This is a genomic window from Rhodopirellula sp. UH5, assembly GCF_056839225.1.
Map to the genome: position 1 here is coordinate 4193321 of NZ_CM166390.1, position 22887 is coordinate 4216207.

Sequence of the window (22887 nt, forward strand, 5' to 3'; positions counted from 1 at the left end):
ATTCGTCTTTTGGAGCGCGAAATGGTTCGAAACCGAACAAAAGCTTCCGGCTTTACGCTCGTTGAGCTGCTGGTTGTCATCGCCATCATTGGTGTCCTCGTTGGGCTGCTCTTGCCCGCCGTCCAAGCTGCTCGTGAAGCAGCCCGTCGCATGCAGTGCGGCAACAACTTCAAGCAAATTGGCTTGGGCCTTCACAACTATCACTCCGCCTACAATGCTTTGCCGAAGCAAGCTGGCGGCACGTACCTTGATGGCGACCCAGGTGGTTCCGGCCCCGGGTTCACCACCAACAAGTTTCGCTTGAGCTGGTTGCCCGCCGTGCTACCGTTCATCGAGCAACAAGGTCTCTGGGAGCAAATCAGCAACCCTTACAACTTGGACATGAATGGCAACGCCATTGACCCAGGTTTCCCACCCATGGGCCCAGCACCTTGGGGCGGTTCCTACCGTCCTTGGTTCACCGAAGTCGGAACGTTCCGTTGCCCCAGTGATCCAGGTCGCGGTGCACCAGCACACGGCCGGACCAACTACGCCGCTTGCATTGGCGACAGCACGGACTGGGTCAACCACGGTTACATGCGTCACAGTGGTGGCAAATGGATCTTGACTCCCAACAATGGCCAAAACGCCAACGCAACCAACCGTGGCTTCTTCTACCACCGTCGTCAGCTGAAATTCCGCGACGTCTTGGATGGCTTGTCCAATACCATCGCGTGCGGTGAGATCGCAACCGACCTTGGTGACAACGCGATCACGACCAATGCTCGTTATGGAGTCGGTTGGGGAACGATTCACAACAACCCTGCTCACTGCCGTGACCAAGCCGGTTGGATCAACCCCGCCCGCCCCCAATTCTGGGATCCTGATGTTGCCGGCACTGGCAGCAGCGGAATCCGGACCGGCAACGCCGATTGGAAACGTGGTTTCCGTTGGATGGACACCCCGATCATCTACACCGGCTTCAACTGCATCTTGCCTCCTAATGCCGAAATCTGTTTCGGTGGATCAGGCGACTTCGACACCGGTGCTTGCCCACCCAGCAGTCGCCACCAAGGTGGTGTGCACGTGCTGATGGGTGATGGTGCAGTCCGTTTCGTGACCGATTCGATTGACTCGGGCAACATCCACAATGGCGTGGTCATGCTGGGTCAAACCGGAAACCGTGCTCCTGGCTCGGCCAGCCCCTACGGGTTGTGGGGTGCGTTGAGCACACGTGGCATGAAAGAAATCGTCAGCATCGACGATCTCTAGGATCCGACGACGAGGTGCGTTCAGCATCCCGAATCGTCGCCGATCAAACTTCGAACGGGCTCCGAATTTCTTTCGGGGCCCGTTTTTTTTGTGTTTGTACCTTTGTACGTGAACTCCTTCCCCTCGTTCTGCTGTAATCTCCAACAGGTACGCTTCGCAACTCGTTTTTCGATCCCTCATGAAATTCGGCGGCAACCTCGCTTTTATTCTTCTGATCCTTTGGCTGCCTGGATGCCGACCAAGTGATCCGTCCAATGCTACGCCATCAAGCGCTGGCCACGCCTCCATCGAGACGGATGCAGCTCCCAAGGAACACACCGCTGGTCGGCACGATGTGGTCAGTGACTCCGATCCCCATTCGTTCCGGCGACAAATCGCGGCCGCGGTCGCCGCCCGCGACCCCCAGTCACTGCGTTCCATCTCGCGTCAAGCAATGCTCACCGCGGGCGACCACGCCGACACCTACGAAGAACTCGGCGATGCCTGGAACGCGCTCGGCGAAACCAGCGATGCGATTGAGATGTTCGACACGGCCATCGAAGTCTCGGACCTGCCGGCTGCCGATTTGTTCGAGAAGACCGGTCATGCTTACATGGCACAGGGCCGTACCTTCGACACAATCGAATTGATGAAACGATGCGTGGAATTGCATCCCGACGATGCTGGTCGCAGGGTTTCACTGCTTGGTTTGATGATCAGTCAAGCGCTGGAGCGGGATGCGATGGTGCACTTGCAATACCTGATTCAACGAGGACAGGCAGGTATCTCGGAACTGGTGATCGTCAGTGACTCGTCGCGTCCGCAGGCGGATGACAAGATGTGTGAGCAAGCCCTCAAACTCAACCCCTCGGACTTGCGGCCTCAATACGCGATGACTCGATTTGACGCCTACAACCATCGCTGGGCAAAAGTCCTCGAGCAACTGAAACCTGTCGTCAAGCAGCACCCTGAATTCACACCTGCCTGGGCTTTCTTGACTCGAGCCGCCGTGGAAGAAAACGACACCGAAACCCTTCAGAAGATTGCCCTCCAACCCTTTGCAGATGACTACGAGGAACACCCGCAAGTGTGGCTGGCTCGTGGTGTCTGGGCGAACCGAAACGGCGATTCCTCGCTCGCCGTCGCAGCTTTCACAGAAGCGGTGCGGCTGGACCCGAATCACCACGAAGCACTGACCAAGCTGACCGCGGCCTTGGCCAGTGCAGGCAACCTCGACTTGAGCCAGAAAGTGGCGGTTCGAGCCGGGCGGGTCAACGAGTTGCGAGACGCCATCGATGGTTTCCTTGGCTGGCGTCGCAACTCACAACGCCTGGCAGTTGTTGTGGCGGAGAAACTGCAAGCCCTGGGGCGGCACTGGGAAGCCGTGGTTTGGCTGCGGGCCGCTTTCGCATTACCACAAGACCCTGCGGAAAACCTGCAGGACACCTACGCGGCCGCTCGAAGCCAACTGACCGGAAAAACCCCCTGGCAAACCTTTGACACGCAGTGGTTGCCAACCAAGTCCGATACCAGAGAGCGACTCGCCGCGGCGGCGGAGCGTGGATGGTTCAGGCGTCTGTCAGAGGACGACCGCTCCACCTTGGAAGCTTCGAACACGCCCAAACGCCCGGCACCCGCACGTACAATCCGTGATCGCGGGTACCGGTTGATCGATGAAGCGGCCAACCGAGGTCTGAACCACACCGTTGGTCTGCAGCGTCCACGACCAGAGGACGGGCTGTGGCTGTGGCAATCGGGTCTGGGTGGCGCCGGGGTGCTGGACCTCGACTTGGATGGCTGGCCCGATCTTCACCTGACAGCAGCAGGTGGCACACCCGGTCGACGCGACAGCCAACCCAACACCACCGCCCGCAATTTGGCAGGAACTTTCATCGATGTCTCCTCCGCCAGCGGCTTGGCTGACACTGGGTTCACGCAGGGAGTCGGCATCGGCGATTTCAACGCAGATGGTTTTCCCGATTGCTTGATCGCAAACATCGGCATCAACACCCTGTATCAAAACAACGGGGACGGAACCTTCACCAACGTCACACGGTGGATGTTTGATCGTCCAGACGATGCAATGACTTCCGACAGCGAAGCTCGAACTGACGTCGGCACCGATCCACGAAACACCTGGAGTTCGTCGACTGCGATCGCTGACATCGACCACGATGGCCTCGCAGATTTGATCGAAGTCAATTACTGCGGCTCCTCCTCACCCTATCAAACACGTTGCCTCGATCAGACAATCCAGGCATACCGTTCGTGTCAGCCAACCACCTTGCCTGCCGAACGCGATCGTGTTCATCGCAACCGTGGAGTCCTCAAGGGTTCGTCTCACTTTGAGGATCAAACCGACCTTTGGTTTGCCAACAGCGACCCCGGTCGCGGGCTTGGAATTCTGGTCGGACAGATTGACGGTGCCGATGGGTTGGACGTCTACATTTCCAACGACATGACCGCGAATCATTTCTGGCGATTTGAACCGGCGTCGAAGTCACTGCACGAACAAGCCACCATTCGCGGACTCGCCTTCAACCATCAATCCGCCGCGGAGGCTTCCATGGGGATTGCAGCGTCCGATGCGGACGGGGACCTCGACATGGACCTGTTCGTCACTCACTTCACCGACGAATCCAATACCTTCTACGAACAAGTTCACGAGGGCTTGTTCCAAGACACAACCGAGGCGGTTCACTTGGCTGAGACCAGTCAAGACATGCTTGGATTTGGAACCCAATTCATCGACTTGGATGGTGACGCAATGGATGAACTGGTCATCGCCAATGGTCACATCGATGACTTCTCACACGATGGCGTGCAGTATGAAATGCCTGCCCAGTTGTTTGCCATCGACGGGAACAATGAATGGCAATGGGTCCCTGGATCCACCGCCGGTCCCTACTTTGAAGAACCGCGTTTGGGACGCGCCATGGCGACACTGGATGCCGACCGGGATGGGCAAACCGACTTGGTCGTCACCGATTTGTTCCGCCCCACGGCCCTGCTGATCAACCAAACACCTCGCGTGACCAAGTCGTTGGCCGTTCGCGTGGTTGGCGTTTCCTCCGAGCGAGATGCGATCGGCACAACCGTCCTGGTGACAAGCAGTTCGGGAACACAGATGCGGCAGCGAATGGCGGGTTCGGGATACCAATGCTCGAACGAACCAACCCTCACCTTTGCGATTCCGAACAACGATTCGGAGGTCACCATGGAAGTTCGCTGGCCGAGCGGGATCACCCAAAACCTCACCCTGGCGATGCCCGAAAACGACCTGCTGTTGGTTGAACCCAGCAGCGCTCAGTGACCCGCGAAGCTCAATGAACGCGACCCGTGGAGTCTGAACTCAGCGATGGTGGGACTCGCCTACCGCGAGCCTCCACTCACTCCCACTGGTCCGCACTCAGTTCCATCCAACGTTCTTCCGCTTCCGCCAGTTCCGTTTCGAAGGCTTGCATTTGATCGTGCAAACGAACCGCTTCGGCAGGGTTGGTTTCGTTCAGCAGCTTCTGGTTCAGCTCCTTCTTTTCGTCATCCAGCTTGGCAATTTTTCGCTCCAGGTTTTTGACCTCTTTTTCGCGTTTACGTTGTTCTTTCTGGTCCTGACGTGAATCCCCGCTGCTCTTGGCCGCCCCCGCCTTGGGTGCGGTCCCCGCCGCCTTGGCGTTCGCGTTGCGAACCCGTTCGCCTTCGTCAATTTCCTTCTCGACCGCCTCGCAGTAGGTCTCGTAACTGCCAAAGTAGTTGCGAACTCGCCGGTCCCTGACTTCGATGACGTTCGTGGCGACTTCGGCCATGAAGTGACGATCGTGGCTGGTGAAGATCACCGTGCCCTTGTACAGCTTCAACGCTTCCGCAAGCGCCTCGACGGTTTCGACATCCAAGTGGTTTCCCGGTTCATCGAGCACCAACACGTTCGCCGTGCCCAGCAACAAACTGGCCATGCAAACACGTGCGCGTTCTCCACCGGAGAGCACCTTGATTTTCTTCTGGATGTGTTCATCGCGGAACAACAATGCCCCTGCCATCGCCAACACATCTTGGCGAGTGGTTTCAGGATCCGAGGCGTATTCGAGATGCTCGAGAATCGTCTGCCGCTCATCCAACGTCGTGTAAACGTGCTGGGCATACGTGCCGATCTCGATCCCGTGGCCCCATTTCATCGAACCTTCGATAGGCTCGAGCGAGTGGACCAGTGTCCGCAGCATCGTCGTCTTTCCCTGGCCGTTGTCACCCACGATCGCTGCTCGTTGCCCGTGCTCGATCTCCAACGAAATGTCTTCGGCCACCACGTGCCCCGGATAGCCAATTGCGAGGCCTTCGCAGCGGACGGCGGTCCCCTGCCGCGGCTGAACGCGCGGTGCCCGGATGTTGACGGTGGGCTCATCGCCCACCACCTCGGTCGTCTGCAATCGTTCGAGTTGCTTGGCTTTGCTGCGTGCCTGGCTGGCAGTGGACGCATTCGCACGGTTTTTATCGATGAAACGCTGCAACTGTTTTTGCTTGGCAAGCACCGTCGCATTGACACGTTTTTCGTGCTCGCGGCGCTCATCGCGATACTCGAGGAACTCCTGAATTCTCCCGGGGAACATCGTTAGCTGCCCGCGGGAAAGCTCCAGCGTTTGGCTGCAGGTCGCTTTCAAAAACGCGCGGTCGTGACTGACGATCAACGCGGCTTTGCCGAAGTCTCGCAGAAAGTGTTCCAGCAAGATCTGGGTCCGCAAATCCAAGAAGTTCGTGGGTTCGTCCAGCATCAGCAAGTTGGGGTCGTGCAACAACAATGCCGCCAACTTGACTCGGGTTTGCCAACCGCCCGACAGGGCTTTGACCGGCCCCTCCAGATAGTCTCCTTTCAGTTCAAATTGACCGGCAACCTGACCGCAACGCCAATCCGGTTCGCCGCTGTCACGCATCAGGAAATCGAGCGCCGATTCGCCCTCCTGAAAAGGATCGTGCTGCCGCAGGTAGCCAATTCGCAAATTGGGGTGGTGAATCACCTCGCCGCGTTCGACATCTTCTTCGCCGAGCAGGATTCGCAGCATCGTGGATTTGCCGGCTCCGTTTCGTCCGACGAAGCCCACCTTCACGTCGTCCACCAGCGACACATTGGCTCCGTCGAGCAAGACTTGGTCGCCGAACCGTTTCTCGGCGTCTCGGAGCTGAATTAAAACGGCCATTCTGAGTAAATTTCTAAATCGGAAAGAGGAGCAAACAAAGACGAAGCGGTTGGGAAAAACGTTCCCAAAACCTTGTCGCCGCGTCAAACGTACCGAGAACCGAGGAAAAGTTCACCCGGTCGTCCTACCCACCCCGGGATCGGTTCCGTACAGTAGACTTCAGCGCGACAATGGCACCCCGGTTGGAGCCGTGCCTGTCAACGCTTGCCCCACCTTCCACGTTTCCTTCCTCCTTTGCGATTCGCTTGGCCACGGCGGTTCGTTGCGGGACTCATGAATAGCTATTCGTTGGACTACATCGACGACTTGTACGTGCAATACGTGCGTGATCCGTCGAGCGTTTCGGAAACCTGGCGTCAATACTTTGAGCAGTTCTTGGTAGGAGCTGGCGCAAGCGTTTCTGCTTCGCCCCCCAAGAGCGTGCAAGGTGACTCTGGCACCAACGGAACGCCCTCGGGAGCACGCTCTGTGGTGGCTCCCGCCTTTGCATCAGGCCAAGCCGGAAGCGCTGCCGACACGACCGATCGCACCGGATCCACGGGCGACCAGAATGTCGACCAAGCTCTCTGGCTGGCTCGAATTCAAGACCGGGTGGACCAATTGGTCCGCGAATACCGTGTTCGGGGTCACCTGATCGCCACCCTGGACCCGCTCGGGTTGTTCGAACACACCTGCCCCGAATTGTCGCCACGAAGCCACGGGTTGAGCGAACAGGACCTGGCGCGTCCCTTTGACAGCAGCATCTTGGAAAACGTCTCGGGCAGCACCCTCGACGTCATCCTGAACAAACTGCAGTCCACCTACTGCCGCAGCATCGGCGCCCAGTTCATGCACATCGACAATCGCAACATTCGCGATTGGTTGCAGCGCCGCATGGAAACGACCGAAAATCGGCTGGACCTGTCCCACGAAGTTCAACGCCGTATCTACACCCGACTGGCCGACGCCACGATTTTCGAAGAATTCGTGCGCCGCAAATTCGTCGGTGCCAAAACATTCTCGCTCGAAGGTGCGGAAAGCCTGATCCCTCTGATTGACCTGGCGCTTGAAAAAGCAGGCCAGCATCAAGTCAAAGAAGTGGTCATGGCGATGGCGCACCGTGGTCGCCTCAATGTAATGGCGAACATTCTGAAAAAACGGGCGATGAACATCTTTTGGTCGTTCGATGACCCCACGCCGGAACTCAGCCGCGGTGGGGGCGATGTTCGTTACCACCTTGGATACAGCAGCGACTGGAAGACCGCTTCGGGTGACCACCTGCACATTTCACTGTGTTTTAACCCCAGCCACCTCGAATACGTCAACACCGTGGCACTCGGTCGAACACGCTGCAAACAGGACAATTGTGGCGACACGGACCGCCAGGACGTGATGACGATCCTGATTCACGGCGACGCGGCCTTCGCCGGGGAAGGTGTTGTCCAAGAAACGCTGAACCTCAGCGAACTGAAAGGCTACCGCACCGGCGGCACCTTGCACGTCGTGATCAACAACCAAGTCGGCTTCACCACCGAACCCGACGAGGGACGCAGCACCACCTACGCCACCGATGTGGCCAAGATGCTGCAAATCCCAATTTTCCACGTCAACGGCGAAGACCCCGAAGCGGTTGCCCAAGTCGTCTCGCTGGCCATGGATTTCCGCAAAAAATTCCATCGCGACGTGGTCATCGACCTGTACGCCTACCGTCGTTGGGGGCACAACGAAGGTGACGAACCACGATTCACCCAACCGCAAATGTACGCCGAAATTGATCGCCGTCCCGGCGTCCGGCAACAGTACCTCAATCGCTTGCTGAAACTCGGCAAAATCACGGAAGAAGAAGCCGACGAAATCAGCCGCGACCGGACCGAGAAACTCGAGAGCGAATTCGCAGCCAGCAAGCACGAGTCCTTTGTCCCCGACACGCAAACGCTGGCCGCGAACTGGATGGAATACTTCGGCGGACCGGAACCCACCGACGAAGTCGACACCACGATGCCGGTCGAGCGACTGAGCGAATTGCTCGACAAGCTCACCCGTTTGCCGGAAGGGTTCTCGCCTCATAAAAAGCTCAAGCGGCCCATGTCGCAACGCCGTGAAATGGCAAGCGGCGAACGACCTCTGGATTGGGCCGCAGCAGAGGCCGCCGCGTTCGCATCGCTGCTCGATGCGGGCCACCCCATTCGATTGACCGGGCAAGATTGCGAACGCGGAACGTTCAGCCACCGCCACGCGGTCCTGCACGACATGCGTGACGGCAACGAATATTGCCCGCTGAAGAACCTGCATGACGGCCAAGCTCGCTTGGAACTGTTCAACAGCCCGCTGAGCGAAGCCGGTGTGCTTGGCTTTGAATACGGCTACTCACTCGATTGCCCCAGCGGCCTGTGCCTGTGGGAAGCCCAATTTGGCGACTTCTGGAACGCCGCCCAGGTGATCGTGGACCAGTTCATCGCCAGTGCCGAAGACAAGTGGAATCGCCTCTCCGGCTTGGTCATGCTGCTGCCTCACGGTTTCGAAGGACAGGGGCCTGAACACTGCAGCGCTCGTGTCGAGCGTTTCTTGGCGATGGCAGCCGAAGACAACATCCAGATCTGCCAGCCCACCACGCCGGCCCAGTACTTCCACCTGCTTCGTCGTCAGGTCATCCGCAAATGGCGCAAGCCATTGATTGTCTTGACGCCCAAGAGCTTGCTGCGGCACGCCGAGGTCACCAGCCCGCTGGACGTGGTTGCCGAGGGCGGCTTCCGCAAGATCTTGCCAGATCGCAAGGTGCCGCTCGAAGACGCCAAACGCTTGCTCCTGTGCACCGGCAAAGTCTATTACGACCTGCTGCAAGAACGCACAGACAAGAACATCGAAGGCGTGCCAATCATGCGTCTAGAACAACTTTACCCGCTGTCCCCAGACGAAATCTTCGCCGCATTCGAAGGTCTTGCCGAAGGAACTGAAATCCGCTGGGTCCAAGAAGAACCCGAGAACATGGGTGCGTGGCCGTACCTGAAACTCAAGATCGGGGACGAGCTCAACACTCGCTTCCGGTTCACCAAGGCCACCCGTGCGGAATCAGCCAGCCCCAGCACCGGGTCGATGGCAGCTCACAAACTGGAACAAATCGACCTGATCCAGGCCGCCTTCGAAGGCGTCAACTGAGCCCACCAACGCCTGCGACTGCGTCGCCACGCCCACGCTCGTGCTCGTGCTCGTGCTCGGCATCGGCATCGGCATCGGCATCGGCATCGGCATCGGCATCGGCATCGGCAATCGCATCGGCAATCGCAACCGCAACCGCAATCGCAACCGCAACCGCAACCGCAACCGCGGAGCGGTGACATCAGCCAGCCTCGGGTTTCAACCCGAGGTCTCCCACGGCGACATCGAAAACAACCAAGCCGCGGAGCGGCGACAGGTGGTTGCGACCTGTCCCCAACTACCGTCGCTCCGCGACTGGACGTGCGTTTTCCGTCGAACCCGGGCCCGGATCAATTCCGCACGCGCGGCAGTGCCAACATGAAGAGCGTGTTCCGGTGCGGGGGAATGCCAATCGAGATCAAAGGGAACGTCTTCCGCACGCTTCGTACCGAACGGCACCGGACAAAAAAGGTGCACGGCCAGCCTTACCAGGCCGCGTCGTAAAATTTTGCGATCAGCTCATCGGTCCATGCGGTTCCATCCAACTGGGTGTACCCATGGTGGCCGCCCGTCGGCATCGTCAACACGCGAGTGGATTCGCGAAGCCGCTCGCGAAGAGCGACAAACGAATCAACCGGCACCAATGGGTCATCGGCCGCGGTGACAATCAACGCAGGCACATCGATCTGTTCCACCACCGAATGAGCCGAAGACTCTGCGTAGTACGAACGCTCATCCGCAAAACCAGCCATGGGCGCAGTGATCCGGCGATCAAATTCACGAAGTGTTTTTGGAGCCCGACCGTCCAACAGACCGCCCAACTCCTCCCGCATCTGCAACGTCGACTTGGCTCGTCGAAGCAACTGAGTGATGAAGTAGTGGTTGTAAAAACGCAGGGACCAAGCCTCCATCCGGTCGCTGCAGGCCTGCAAATCGATCGGTGGCGCGATCGCGACGATCGGCCCGACACGATCCCAGTACGAGGGACGGGCATCCAGACCGGCCCCGACTCGTCCCGCCGCACGCAGCAATTGGTTGCCGCCCAAGGAGGTTCCCACCGCTCCGATTGGCGTCCCACGATCGCTCGTCAACGAAGCAATGAACTCGATCGCAGCCAACACATCGTCGCTTCGTCCCGCGTGCGTGATCCCTCGACAAAACGCCACGGATTCACCACAACCTCGCATGTCCAATCGGAACACACGCACGCCGATCGCCAGCAACCTTCGTGTGAATCGAACCATGTAATCGGCCGCGTGACAGCCACAAATCCCATGCAACAACAGCACGCTGCCCCGAGGAGATTCCACCCAAGGTGCAGGCATATCGTCATGCAGGATCAGTGTGTCGCCCTCCGACACCGGCAACCGATGCTTCTCGGATTTGATTTGAGTCGATAGCTTTTGCCATTCGATCATCCCCATCGTTGCCCGCGGTGCAAGCAATGTCTGCAAGTGCCCCCCTCGACGCCAACGATGCGGCACAAAGCTCGGTGGTTCGAACCGATGCACTGAAAACGTCATCTCGTTAAACTTTCGCTCATGAAAACCATTCGCACTTTTTTGGCCATTCCGTTGCCATCCGATCTCGCCCGCACAGCATCGCGTTGGATGGCGGAAACCAAAAGCCCTGGAGACGGAATCAAATGGGTTCCCGACGAGAATCTTCATCTCACGCTGAAGTTCCTCGGGGAAGTCGACAACATTGAAATACCGACGGTTTGCAACACACTGCAAGCAGCTTGTGACGCCCTGGATCCCTTTGGCTTGGTTCTGGAGGGTACCTCAGGCATCCCCGACCTCGAACGACCTCGTGTGCTGACCATCGCCGTCGACGATTTCACCTCCTCGCTGACCAATTTGGTCGCGGATCTCGAAAAACGTTTCGCAGAACTCGGCTACAAACCCGAACCCCGAGACTACCGGCCTCACCTGACCGTGGGACGCACTCGCAGCGGAAGCCGCCGAGCCAATTCAGAAGTCATCGATCGATGGCGGGAATTTGAAGACGACGAAGTGGGCGAGTTCAACGTCCGCGAAATCCATGTCGTTGGCAGCTTTTTAGAAAAACACGGGCCAACCTACAACGTCCTCGGACGAGTCCAGCTATGACCGCCGCAACTGGCCCCGAGTTGCTGCTGTCCATTGAATCCACCTGCGACGAAACCGCCGCGGCCGTGATCCGCCGCGACGGCACGGTCCTGGGACAATGCATCGCGACCCAAGAAACATTGCATGAACAATTCGGCGGGGTCGTTCCCGAGATCGCCGCGCGAGCCCACCTGGAACGCATCCTGCCGGTGATCGACACGGCCATGAACCAGGCCAACGTCCGCGGTGAGGACCTGACCGCGATCGCAGTGGCCGATCGACCTGGGCTGGCTGGTTCCCTGCTGGTCGGCGTCGTTGCTGCCAAAACGCTCGCGTTGGCTTGGAACAAACCACTCATCGCACTCAATCACCTGCACGCTCACCTGTACGCGTGCCAATTGATCGACGGTGCCCCCGATGACATCTACCCGGCAATCGGACTGATCGTTTCGGGCGGGCACACCAGCCTGTACCACTGTCACACCGCCATCGAACTGGAATACCTCGGCGGAACCATCGACGACGCCGCGGGCGAAGCATTCGACAAAGTTGCCGCGATGCTCTCGCTGCCGTTTCCGGGCGGTATCGAGGTCGCCAAGCTCGCCATGGAAGGAAACGATCAAGCGTACTCCTTCCCGCGTTCGATGATCCACGATCCCGGCGACAACTTTTCATTCAGCGGACTGAAGACCGCGGTTCGGTACGCCATCGCTGGACCCGGTCGGCAAGATTTTTCCACCTTGGAAATCTCAGACCAAGTCAAACGAGACGTCTGCGCGTCATTCGAGGCTGCCGTGGTGGATGTGTTGGTCGCAAAATGTCGTCGGGCAATCAAGCGGCACAGGAATCGCAACGCTTCCAGTCCCAACGAACCCGGCAGCGGAACCAATCGGCTGATCGTCGGCGGTGGCGTGGCTGCCAACTTACGCTTGCGGCGTGACCTGCAGGCCGCCGCCGAAAAAGACGGGTTCGAACTCTGGATCGCGCCACCGCACCTGTGCACTGACAACGCGGTCATGGGAGCGATCGCCTGGAAGAAATACGAAGCCGACCAATTCGCACCGCTGGATTTGGACATCACCCCCGGACTGCAGCGCGGATTCTGAAGACGCCGGCTAAAATCCAACGCCCCATCCCCAGCCCCTCCACGCTCATGAAATCTGCCTCCCAATCGCTCACCGGTGAATCGGCTGTCCTGACGGAGGTGCAACTCAGCCATCCATCGCTGCGTTGGGTCGATCGCTACAGCCGTTTGCTGGACACCCGCTTTCGCATCCCCGGAACGAAGGTGCGTTTCGGATTGGACTTCCTTCTTGGCCTCGTCCCCGGTGCCGGCGATGCGATCAGCATGGGTCTTTCCGGAATCTTGATCGCAACCATGGCGAAAAATGGTGCCAGCCCAAGGCTCGTGCTGAGGATGCTCGCCAACGTGGGCCTGGATGCCTTGGTCGGAACCATTCCCATCTTGGGCAACCTCTTTGACTTGTTCTACAAAGCCAACCACCGCAACTTGCTGTTGTTGCGGGAGTACTACGTCGAGGACAAACATCGCCGCAGCATTTGGCCGATCCTGATGGCCATCGTGATCACCCTGATCATCCTGCTGGGATTGATGGTGATGATCTTCGTCTGGTGCATCAACGCGATCGTGAGCTTGTTCCAAGCAAGTGGGCAGGAATAATCGGGCAGAACCGTGTGAGCCGTTTGGGCCTTAGCCCCGGTTGTATGTGGCAGGAATAATGCTTGCCAAAACAGTTCGAATGCCGAAAGACTCCTGCCGACCTGCTTAAGCAGTCGCGACGGCATCTCGTGTGACAAACCAAGCCGGCGACTCAATCAATCGCGATGGAAACAGCGCGGCAGGCAAATCGCTGGCGGAACTTCGAACACTCGCGAGTGCCTGACGCTTGTTCGATCCACCAATCAAAAACCAACGCTGACGAGCGGAATTGATCGCTGGTGCGGTCAGTGTGTAGCGATAGGTTTCCATCTTGGGCACCCAGTTCTCCACGAACCAACGATCGTTCTGCTCGATCGCCTTGGTTTCAGGAAACAACGACGCCGTGTGAGCGTCATCGCCCATTCCCAACAGCGCCAAATCCCACGTCGGAAGATCGGAACCCGCAAACGTTTCCCGCAGTGTTTTCTCGTAGGCTTCCGCCGTGGCCGCAGGGTTGTCGGGATCCACCGGCACCGGAAAAGCTCGGAATGAACCAGCCGGCAAATGCGACAACAACGCTTCTCGAACCATTCGGTAATTGCTGTCCAAGTTGTCTTCCGTGACGTTGCGTTCGTCGCCCCAGTAGAACTCGATGTTCTGCCACGGCAACTCTTTCGTCGCCAGCAACTCATACAAACGCTTGGGAGTCGAACCGCCGGACAACGTCACGCGAAAAACACCCCGCGCTTCAATCGCTTCGGTGGCCAAGTTGCAAAACGCATCCGCAGCAGCGTTGGAAAGCTCATCTAAAGAATCAAAAACTTGCATGTTGCAATCTCAAGGTTGCGAGGAATCTATCTGAATCAATCGATCGACAAAGCTGGCGTGAATCACTCAAACGATTCCGCGTCGCTGGGAAAGCTCGCCGCCTTCACTTCGTCGCAGTACGACTTGGCCGCCTCTCGGATGGTGGCCCCCACGTCGGCGAACAACCGGGTGAACTTGGGTGTGTAACCCGATGTCAGCCCCAGGATGTCATGGGTCACCAAGACTTGCCCCGAAACGTCTCGTCCCGCACCGATGCCAATCGTTGGCACACTGACAGCCGCGGTGATCGCGGCGGCGGCTTCGCTGGGCACACACTCGATCAAAACCACAAACGCACCGGCGGCCTCCGCGGCGTTGGCATCGGCCACCAACCGTTCGATGTCACGCTGCAATCGATAGCCGCCTTCCACGTGAATGTTTTGCGGACGCAGCCCAATGTGTGCCATCACGGGAATCCCGGCACCCACCATCGCCTGAATCCGCTCGGCTTGTTCAGCCCCGCCTTCTAACTTAACCGCGTGGCACTGTGTTTCCTTCAACACGCGAGCCCCACAGCGGACGCTGTGAAGCAGATCGAGCTGGCCATCGGGGAATGGCAAATCGACCACGACCATCGCGTGTTCCGCGGCTCGGCCGACCATTTCCGCGTGGTAAATCATTTGATCCATCGTCACGGGCAACGTCGTCGAGTGCCCCTGAACGACCATGCCGACGGTGTCGCCGACCAGCAGAACATCGACACCGGCCTCGTCCAGAATTTTCGCAGTCGGAAAATCGTAGGCCGTCAGCATCGTGATTCGTTCGCCGCGTTCCCGCATGCGCTGCAGCGTTCGAGTGGTGATTCGCGATCTTCTCTTTTCCGATTCCGTCATTCTGCTTGCTTTTCAGGTGGGGTCGCTCACTCGGCGGGAACGCGATGCAGCATCATCAGCCGAATCTCCACGCCTCGATGCTCCCCATCCTCGCCCATGATTCTTGGGCAGGTCAATGACAGGCGTCCCCTGCCCTCCGACAAAGCGATCCGCCCGAGCGACAATTTGGCCCATCGCTTCTCGTCGCTCTCCACCCGCTTGGATCGATCTTTGTCCAAATGAATGGCCCCGGAAGGATTGGCCTCCGTCACGACAGACTGAATTGCTTCCATCACACCGGGTTGCTGCCATTCCAATTGCAACCGTGTTCCCACTGCCGACTCCGGACACGCGTAGTGCAACTCCACTTCAAACTGCCCGCCAGCCAAAACATCCACGTCCCACGTGACGGCATCCGCTTCCGAATGCCAATGAGTCATGTAACTGCTGTTGGGAAACCGATTGCTCCGGCGAATTTCGCCGGTTGCCTGCGCATCACGGGCGGGAAGCTGCGTCCAGGCATGATCGGGATGCCCGACAGGAAAGACCTGCTCCTCGGAATAGTTCCGCTCACGAGGCTTGGTTTCTTGCGTCCAATCCTCGAGCGCCCCTTTCATTCGCGCCACAACGGCAGCATTTTCCTTCGCGACCGATCGAGTTTCCCCGGGGTCCGCTTGCAAATCAAACAGATCGCCGTTTTGGTGATAGCGATACTGGTTGGATCGAACGCTGAGCTTGCCCTTCCAAGCCGTGAAAATCAAACGTTGCGCAGGCAACTCCTTCGGATCGTTCAACACGCCCTGCAGCGACATGCCGTCCAGCGGTCCCGCGGTGGCCCCCACCTCGACTTCGCACAGATCGGCAAGAGTCGGGAACAGGTCGATCGCTCCCGCGATCCCCCCGACCGTTCGACCGGCTTCAAGTTTCTCTGGGTACCGAATCAAGCAAGGCGAACGCAATCCGCCCTCGTGAACCGCTCCCTTGCGGCCTCTTAACCCGCCGTTGAACCGAGAACCGTTCGGCCCGTTGTCGCAAAAGAACACCACGATCGTGTTTTCTGAAAGCGACAATCGATCCAAGGCTCCTAACAACCGACCGACGTTGTCATCAATGTTCTGGCACAACGCGAGCGCCGCCCGAGTGTGCTGAACATCTTCCTGCTTGGCATTCTCGGGACGAGAGTCAGGCACAATCTCCTTGCCTTCGAATTTCTTCCAATCTTCATCGGGAACCTGCATCGGTGAGTGCGGTGTGTTCAGCGGCAGATAAACGAAAAACGGATCAGCGCGATGCTGCTCAATGAAATCGATGGCATGGGTTGTCAGGTCATCCACGATGAACCCTTTCCCCTGCACGATTTCGCCATTGTGTTCCAACATGGGCGAAAAGTAGTTGCCCCAGTGACCACTGCAGAAACCATAAAACTCCTCGAACCCGCGTGAGTTGGGATGATACGGTGCCTGCATTCCCGAGTGCCATTTCCCAAAAGCCGCCGTCGCATAGCCCGCTTCTTGAAACGCATCCCCGATGGTCCGCTCGGCCGCGTCGATCCGCTCACCGCCCGCTGAGGTGCTGAACACGCCCGATCGCGTGTGATAGCGCCCCGTCAAAAACTCCGCTCGAGTCGGGGAGCAAACGGCGCACACATAAAAGTTCTGAATCTGCACGCCATCGCGAGCCAACGAATCAATGTGCGGCGTTTGCAAGTTGGGATTGCCATGCAGGCTGAGATCCCCCCAGCCCTGATCGTCCGTCAGAACCACCAACACATTGGGCCGCGAACTGGAGTCGGCTCGGCAAGAAACGCCAGCACCCATCCCAATCGCCAAGAACAACAACCCGATCAAAACATCGCGAAAATGGGGGATGACTCGCACTACCAACCTTTGAATCGAAAGACCATCAACTGCACCCCGCACCAACGGAAGAACCAACACAGCCCTCCCAAGCGGAACGCCAACAGGATAGCTGACCGTTCCCGCGGCGGGGGAACCTGCTCTCAGACTCCCCGATTGGGTTGATCCGGTGGCGGTCTCGAGCACCTCGACTATTCTGTGGGTCGAAGCACCCAACCAAGGCCTTTTCCTTTTCTGCAAGACCGACCCATGCGAGTTCGAAAAGCGGTCATCACCGCCGCAGCCCCCAACCAGAACACCCTTCCGCTGCAACGCTTGGTGGACGGTTCGGGCGAAGAGAAAACGGCACTCCAATTGATCGTCGAAGAAACTCTATCGGCGGGTGTGGAAGAGATCTGCGTCGTCATCCAACCCGGTGACGAGGACAACTACCGCCAAGCCGCCGGTGGCTCTCTGGGGAACCTGCACTTCGTTCATCAGGAACGCCCCCTCGGCTATGCCGATGCGATCCTGCAAGCCGAATCGTTCTGCGGCGAGGACGCTTTTCTGCACCTGGTGAGCGACCACCTGTATCTGTCCGCAACGTCGAAAAGCTGCGCGGCTCAATTGATCCAAATGGCAGAGCAACACGCTTGTCCTGTCTCCGCCGTCCAGTCCACTCGCGAACATCGCCTCCCGTACTTTGGCATTGTCGGCGGAGCCAGCGTGCCGCGATTCGATGGTCTGTATGACGTTCGCACCGTCGTCGAAAAACCAACCCCGACGCTCGCCGAACAATCACTGATCACGCCGGGCCTGCGAAGCGGATACTACCTGGGCTACTTCGGCATGCACGTTCTGACTCCTGCGGTCATGGAATGCCTGCATGAAGTCGTGGCCGATCCAAGCATGGAACGCCCATCGCTTTCCGACGCGGCAGCAAAGCTCCCTCACCGTGGAAAATACCTCGCGTATCAACTGCAAGGTCGCCGCTACAACATTGGCGAGCAATACGGCGTCCTGATCGCACAACTGGCGATTGGCTTGTCGGGACGTGACCGAGACCTCTTGCTCACCGAATTGGTCGAACTGCTGGCCACACGATCGGAGTCGCCCGTCGCGCCAGCGTCCAATTCTTCGGCGGAATCATCGACACCAGAAGGGTCCAACTGATGCCGGAACTTCGCTCCCTGAATTCGTTGATTGAAACCATCACGACCGATCAAGCTAACCTGCGAGATCGCTCGTTGGAATCACTGCTCGAGGACGCCACGCTCCCCGAACTTCTCCAGCACATTGCCGAGCTGGATCGTTTTCGTCGCCAAGAAGAAAACTTGTACCAACGCGTTCGAGCGTTGTTCTTTTTATCCGCGATCTATCGCTATCACCTGCCATCGCGTCTCGATCAATCGGTCTCCGGAAGCATCCCGTTCGAAGGCTACGAACACTTGCTTGGCCGACGTTTCCAAGAAGCCATCGACGAGTTCCTGGAAGTTCAATCCAGCGATGGTCCCAGCGACGCCTTGTCCAGCGCGCTCGCGGCGGCGTATCACGAACTGGGGTTCCAAACACTCGCCGACCAAGTCCGCCACAGTGTTCGCACGGTTCGCGGCAATCAATGGATGTTTCGCTTGGGGCATGTTGCTGAACACCCACTCCGAATCCGCAAAGAACTGTTACCAACCGAAAGCAGCCCGCACCTTTCGCCGGTCTTGAAAGAAACCACCGCCGTGCGAATGGATGTCTCGCATTCCGCCTGGAGCGACATCTTCTTTCTGGGAATGGACTACCCCGAAGGCGCCCGAGTCATCAACGTCTCCGTCGACCTCGGTGTTCGCGGGCGGGACGAAAAGGTACGACCGCCAATCGAAACTTACTTGCGAGTGATTGATCAACCGGTGTTTCGATTGGTCAGTGTCGACCTCAACGCCAGCGTCGAAGTCACGACGGTCGCCGAGATGTTCGATTTCGCCCGAGACTACCTGGGACTTCTTAAAGCCGCCGTGATCGCGGCCGGCGTCGTTCCTCCGGGCTTGGAAGGTTGCGGGTCCGACATGGCCTCGCTGCTCGAACGCGTCGTCGGTCGTGGCAAAGGCCTGGAACTGGTTTCCAAAATCAACGACATTCCCAAAGGTTCACGACTCGCCGTTTCCACCAACCTGCTCGGTTCTCTGATCAGCAACCTGATGCGAGCGACCGGGCAAATCCAGTCACTCGAAGGCGTGCTCACGGAAACGGACCGCCGACTGATCGCCGCTCGCGCGATTCTGGGCGAATGGATCGGCGGCAGCGGTGGTGGGTGGCAAGATTCCGGCGGCGTGTGGCCCGGTATCAAACTCATCTGTGGCCAAACCGCTGGCGAAGAAGATCCCGAATTTGGAATCAGTCGCGGGCGCCTGATGCCCGACCATGAAGTCCTCGGCGAAGATCGGATCAGCACCGACGCCCGTCAAAAACTGCAAGACTCGCTGGTCGTCGTGCACGGCGGGATGGCACAGAACGTCGGCCCCATTCTCGAGATGGTCACCGAGCACTACCTCGTTCGTGGACGCGACCAATGGATCGGGCGTCAAGAAGCGATGTCGATTTACGACGAGGTGGTCGATGCACTGCAACAAGGTGACATCCGTCGCCTCGGTTCACTGACGACCAAGAACTTCGAAGGCCCACTGCAGACCATCATCCCCTGGGCAACCAATCGGTTCACCGATGTGATGATCCAGCGTTGTCGTGAGCAATACGGGGATCAGTTCTGGGGATTCTGGATGCTGGGCGGAATGTCCGGCGGCGGCATGGGATTCATCTTTGATCCCACCATCAAACAAGCCGCCCAAGATTGGCTCAGCCAAGAGATGGTGACAGTCAAACGCGAACTGGAAACGGCGTTGCCGTTCGCAATGGATCCGGTTGTCTATGACTTTCAAATCAACGATCACGGCACTTTCGCGGAGCTGCTGCCAGCCCAGTCCGCTGCCCTGCCGCAAAAGTACTACGCCTTGATGATGCCCAAGTGGCTTCGCAAACCACTGCGTGAGCTCTCACCTCAAACCCGCGAGGAACTCGCTGGCATCTCACGACGCTGCAGCGATCCAAACGATCTCGAGGCCAATGCAGCTCTGCTGCTTCGAAGCGTCCTGCCATCGGACAGCCAAGCTGAAAACGAGAAGAACGACGCGCCATCAATGAGCGATGATTCGCTGGCCGCGATCCTGAAACGGAGCGGCTTTGACCGGGCTCAACACGAGCAGATCCGGGCCGACATGCGAGCCGGAAAGTTTGGCTTGGCCGCCAACCGACTCTCTCGCGATCTCAAAATCACCGATGTCACACCAGCCCACGTCACCGACACTCGCGATGGTGTGGAGGATCGCTTGGCCAAGCTTGGCTCCCAAGCGATCGCGGACGGGCAAGTCGGCGTCATCACGCTGGCGGCTGGCGTTGGCAGCCGCTGGACGCAAGGCGCCGGGGTTTGCAAAGCCCTGCATCCGTTTCACCGATTTGCGGGAAAGCACCGAAGCTTCTTGGAAATCCACTTGGCGAAGAACCGGGCCACCACCGCTCAGCACGGCGGCGTCATCCCCCACATCATCACGACCAGCTGGATGACAGACGAAGCGATCCGCACGGTTCTGGATCGCACCCAGAACTATGGGCACGGTGGTCCGGTGCATGTCTCCAGTGGCCGCAGCGTTGGATTGCGAATGGTTCCCATGGTTCGAGACCTGCACTTTCTTTGGGAAGAAACCGCTCAGCAGGTCCTGGATCAACAACAACAAAAGATGCGTGAAAGCGCTCGGTCGGCGATCGCGAATTGGGCGCAGCAAACCGGCGAAGGTTCCGACTACACCGACAACGTCGCGGCCCAGTGCGTTCATCCGGTCGGTCACTGGTACGAAATCCCGAATCTGTTTCGAAACGGAACCCTTTCGCAGCTCCTGCGTGACCAACCATCGCTTCGCTATCTGATGCTGCACAACATCGACACCCTGGGTGCCAACGTGGACCCGGCACTGTTCGGCTTGCACATCGAATCCGGCGCCACGCTCAGCTACGAAGTCGTCCCTCGTCGCCTCGAAGATCGCGGCGGTGGACTGGCCCTCGTCGCAGGTCGTCCACGCTTGGTCGAAGGACTCGCGATGCCCGACGAACGCATCGAGTTTGGGCTCAAGTTCTACAACTCGATGACAACCTGGATCGACATCGACGCCCTGCTGGACTCCTTTGGCTTGGATCGAGATTCACTGAACGACGCGTCGGCCGTCGATGCCGCCGTCCGTCAAATGGCGGCTCGCTTGCCAACCTACATCACGCTCAAAGAAGTCAAGAAACGTTGGGGTCATGCACAGGAAGACGTGTTCCCGGTCGCGCAATTCGAAAAACTATGGGGTGACATGACGACGCTTCCAGACATCGACAGCCAATTCATTGTGACCCCCATGCGTCGCGGCCAGCAACTCAAAGAACCCAGCCAACTCGATGGCTGGAACCGAGACGGAGGCTCCGCCTACGTCAACTCCCTCTGCAAATGGAACGAGTCCTGAGTCCTGAGTCCTGAGTCCTGAGTCCTGAGTTCTGAGTTCTGAGTTCTGAGTCCCTCAGTCCCTGTGGCCCTGTGGCCCTTTCCACTTCCAAATCACCATTCCTCCGTCGGCTCGGCGAACAGAGCATCCCCAAGCAGAAACCATCCGATCACACTGAGCAGAACCACTGCGACAGAGACCGCCGTGCAGACTCGAACAGTTGTCGATTGATTTTGAAGCCAAGCGTCGGGGATGGAGACACAAGTCGGCAGCAGCAGGATCAAACCGTACAACCAAGCCGGGTGTTCTTCGTAAGTGTAGAACCGCCCCGTTGCGGTTGTGCTCGCCGCCAGCAGAAGCACTGCCGGAAACAGCCTTCCGATCTTTGACTCGGGCAGGAGCGCCGCTGCGATGGCGAAAACAGTCGTCGCCACCAGCGCACTGACCATCCACTCTGCCAAGCCACCATACGCACTGGCGGCCAACAACGTGGGTGCGACCAAACCCGCCAGTCCAACCCACAGGATCCACGGCGCTGCACCGGTTCTCCGCATGCGGTCCAACGACCAAACGTTGATCAACGCGGCCCCAGCGACGGAGGCCATCCAAGGACGATGAAGCGGCAACATGTCCGTCCAACCCTCACCGGTGGGCATGCTCCACATGGCCGTGGCCACGGATCCCAAACCAGCGATCAACCACCAAAATCCAGCGTTGGATTTTGAATCGGTGGCGTTCGTCAACGCGGGTGCCCAAGAACACCCCGCCAACAACAACGACGAAACAAAGATCGGTGCCAACACGACTTGCCAAGCGTCCAGGGCAGGCCAAACCAGATCCTGCCTTGCCAACATGCAGGCACTCACCGCAATCGACCACCCGATCACCGAAAGGATTGCCGGCAAGCGATCCGGGGCAACCGTCAGCTTGGATCGCAGAATTGCCCAAGCACCAATGACAAACGCCAGCGACAGGATCGCTGGCGTCATCACACACCAAAGTAAAATTTGTGTTTCCACGGTCTTATCGCTTGAAGACCAAGAGAGCTTGAATGGCAACCTTGTCGTCGATCTTGCCCTTGCCGTAGGTCATGCCCCACTTGGTTCGATCGATGTCAAAGTTCGCAGCCAAGACCAGCATGTCTTCGGTCAACTTGGGCATCGACGGGATGGTGACCTCGACCGTTTTGCCAAGCATGGTCAACTTCCCGACAATGTTCACTTTGTCTTCGGACGGGTCATGCTCAATCTTGGTCGATTCGAACGTGATCTTGGGGTGCTTGCGAACGTCAAAGAAGTCCGGGTTCTTCAGGTGATTGGTCAGCTTGTCAGCATCGGACCAAAGACTCGTCGCATCGATTTCGATCTTGAGCGAGCCCTTGCTGGGCTCTTCAATATTCAAGGCCGCGTCAGCGGTGAACTTCTTGAAACCACCTTCATGCTTGCCATCCGGCTTGGAACCGATGAAAGAGAGCTTCGATTTTTCAGCATCAAATGCGGGCTGTTCCGCGGCGGAACCAATCACGGAAGAAACGCAAACCAGCGTCAACACCAAGGCAAAACGTTGCAACATCAGG

General features: G+C 58.3%; 16 protein-coding genes. 9 read left to right on the plus strand and 7 right to left on the minus strand.

Annotated elements, in window-relative coordinates:
* Positions 1–21: 21 nt before the first annotated feature.
* Together UH5x_RS14985 and UH5x_RS14990 are read left to right on the plus strand one after the other, a co-directional pair.
* On the plus strand, positions 22–1251 hold the full coding sequence (locus tag UH5x_RS14985; protein WP_047817462.1) for a DUF1559 domain-containing protein: 1230 nt from the start codon (positions 22–24) through the stop codon (positions 1249–1251).
* A gap of 178 nt (positions 1252–1429) precedes the next feature.
* Positions 1430–4543: an FG-GAP-like repeat-containing protein gene (locus UH5x_RS14990; RefSeq protein WP_482632871.1), complete on the plus strand. Its 3114-nt coding sequence runs from the start codon at positions 1430–1432 to the stop codon at positions 4541–4543.
* 76 nt (positions 4544–4619) lie between these two features.
* On the opposite strand, the gene UH5x_RS14995 is transcribed toward UH5x_RS14990, so the two are convergent.
* Positions 4620–6413, minus strand: a complete 1794-nt coding sequence (locus tag UH5x_RS14995) for an ABC-F family ATP-binding cassette domain-containing protein (RefSeq protein WP_482632872.1) — start codon at positions 6411–6413, stop codon at positions 4620–4622.
* Between the two features lie 273 nt (positions 6414–6686).
* Between UH5x_RS14995 and UH5x_RS15000 the strand changes: the two genes are divergently transcribed.
* Together UH5x_RS15000 and UH5x_RS15005 are read left to right on the plus strand one after the other, a co-directional pair.
* Complete coding sequence (locus UH5x_RS15000; protein WP_482632873.1) at positions 6687–9548, plus strand: 2-oxoglutarate dehydrogenase E1 component; 2862 nt, start codon at positions 6687–6689, stop codon at positions 9546–9548.
* A 40-nt stretch (positions 9549–9588) separates the two neighbouring features.
* The gene (locus UH5x_RS15005) at positions 9589–9909 is read left to right on the plus strand and encodes a hypothetical protein (RefSeq protein ID WP_482632874.1); all 321 of its coding nucleotides are present in this window, start codon (positions 9589–9591) and stop codon (positions 9907–9909) included.
* Between the two features lie 103 nt (positions 9910–10012).
* On the opposite strand, the gene UH5x_RS15010 is transcribed toward UH5x_RS15005, so the two are convergent.
* Positions 10013–10945, minus strand: a complete 933-nt coding sequence (locus tag UH5x_RS15010; protein ID WP_236696749.1) for a YheT family hydrolase — start codon at positions 10943–10945, stop codon at positions 10013–10015.
* Between the two features lie 123 nt (positions 10946–11068).
* Here UH5x_RS15010 and thpR point away from each other — a divergent pair, with 123 nt between their 5' ends.
* Genes thpR through UH5x_RS15025 form a run of 3 tightly spaced genes read left to right on the plus strand, consistent with a single transcriptional unit; the run spans position 11069 to position 13298 of the window.
* A complete protein-coding gene (gene thpR, locus UH5x_RS15015; protein ID WP_482632875.1) occupies positions 11069–11638 on the plus strand; it encodes an RNA 2',3'-cyclic phosphodiesterase in 570 nt (189 codons plus the stop codon).
* The gene (gene tsaD / locus UH5x_RS15020; protein WP_047817398.1) at positions 11635–12723 is read left to right on the plus strand and encodes a tRNA (adenosine(37)-N6)-threonylcarbamoyltransferase complex transferase subunit TsaD; all 1089 of its coding nucleotides are present in this window, start codon (positions 11635–11637) and stop codon (positions 12721–12723) included. Before thpR ends, tsaD begins: the two co-directional genes overlap by 4 nt.
* Positions 12724–12770: 47 nt before the next feature.
* On the plus strand, positions 12771–13298 hold the full coding sequence (locus UH5x_RS15025) for a DUF4112 domain-containing protein (RefSeq protein ID WP_482632876.1): 528 nt from the start codon (positions 12771–12773) through the stop codon (positions 13296–13298).
* A 105-nt stretch (positions 13299–13403) separates the two neighbouring features.
* On the opposite strand, the gene pgl is transcribed toward UH5x_RS15025, so the two are convergent.
* The 3 genes from pgl to UH5x_RS15040 form a co-directional block, all read right to left on the minus strand.
* Complete coding sequence (gene pgl, locus UH5x_RS15030) at positions 13404–14105, minus strand: 6-phosphogluconolactonase (protein WP_047817396.1); 702 nt, start codon at positions 14103–14105, stop codon at positions 13404–13406.
* 62 nt (positions 14106–14167) lie between these two features.
* Entirely contained in the window at positions 14168–14977 is an 810-nt protein-coding gene (panB, locus tag UH5x_RS15035; protein WP_482632877.1) for a 3-methyl-2-oxobutanoate hydroxymethyltransferase, read from the minus strand.
* 26 nt (positions 14978–15003) lie between these two features.
* Positions 15004–16833, minus strand: a complete 1830-nt coding sequence (locus tag UH5x_RS15040; protein WP_482636001.1) for an arylsulfatase — start codon at positions 16831–16833, stop codon at positions 15004–15006.
* A 228-nt stretch (positions 16834–17061) separates the two neighbouring features.
* Between UH5x_RS15040 and UH5x_RS15045 the strand changes: the two genes are divergently transcribed.
* A complete protein-coding gene (locus tag UH5x_RS15045; protein ID WP_047817393.1) occupies positions 17062–17964 on the plus strand; it encodes a sugar phosphate nucleotidyltransferase in 903 nt (300 codons plus the stop codon).
* Positions 17964–21332, plus strand: a complete 3369-nt coding sequence (locus tag UH5x_RS15050) for a UTP--glucose-1-phosphate uridylyltransferase (RefSeq protein WP_482632878.1) — start codon at positions 17964–17966, stop codon at positions 21330–21332. Before UH5x_RS15045 ends, UH5x_RS15050 begins: the two co-directional genes overlap by 1 nt.
* A 92-nt stretch (positions 21333–21424) precedes the next feature.
* On the opposite strand, the gene UH5x_RS15055 is transcribed toward UH5x_RS15050, so the two are convergent.
* Positions 21425–22300, minus strand: a complete 876-nt coding sequence (locus tag UH5x_RS15055) for a hypothetical protein (protein ID WP_482632879.1) — start codon at positions 22298–22300, stop codon at positions 21425–21427.
* Positions 22301–22334: 34 nt separating this feature from the next.
* Positions 22335–22883: a YceI family protein gene (locus tag UH5x_RS15060; protein WP_482632880.1), complete on the minus strand. Its 549-nt coding sequence runs from the start codon at positions 22881–22883 to the stop codon at positions 22335–22337.
* Positions 22884–22887: the final 4 nt, after the last annotated feature.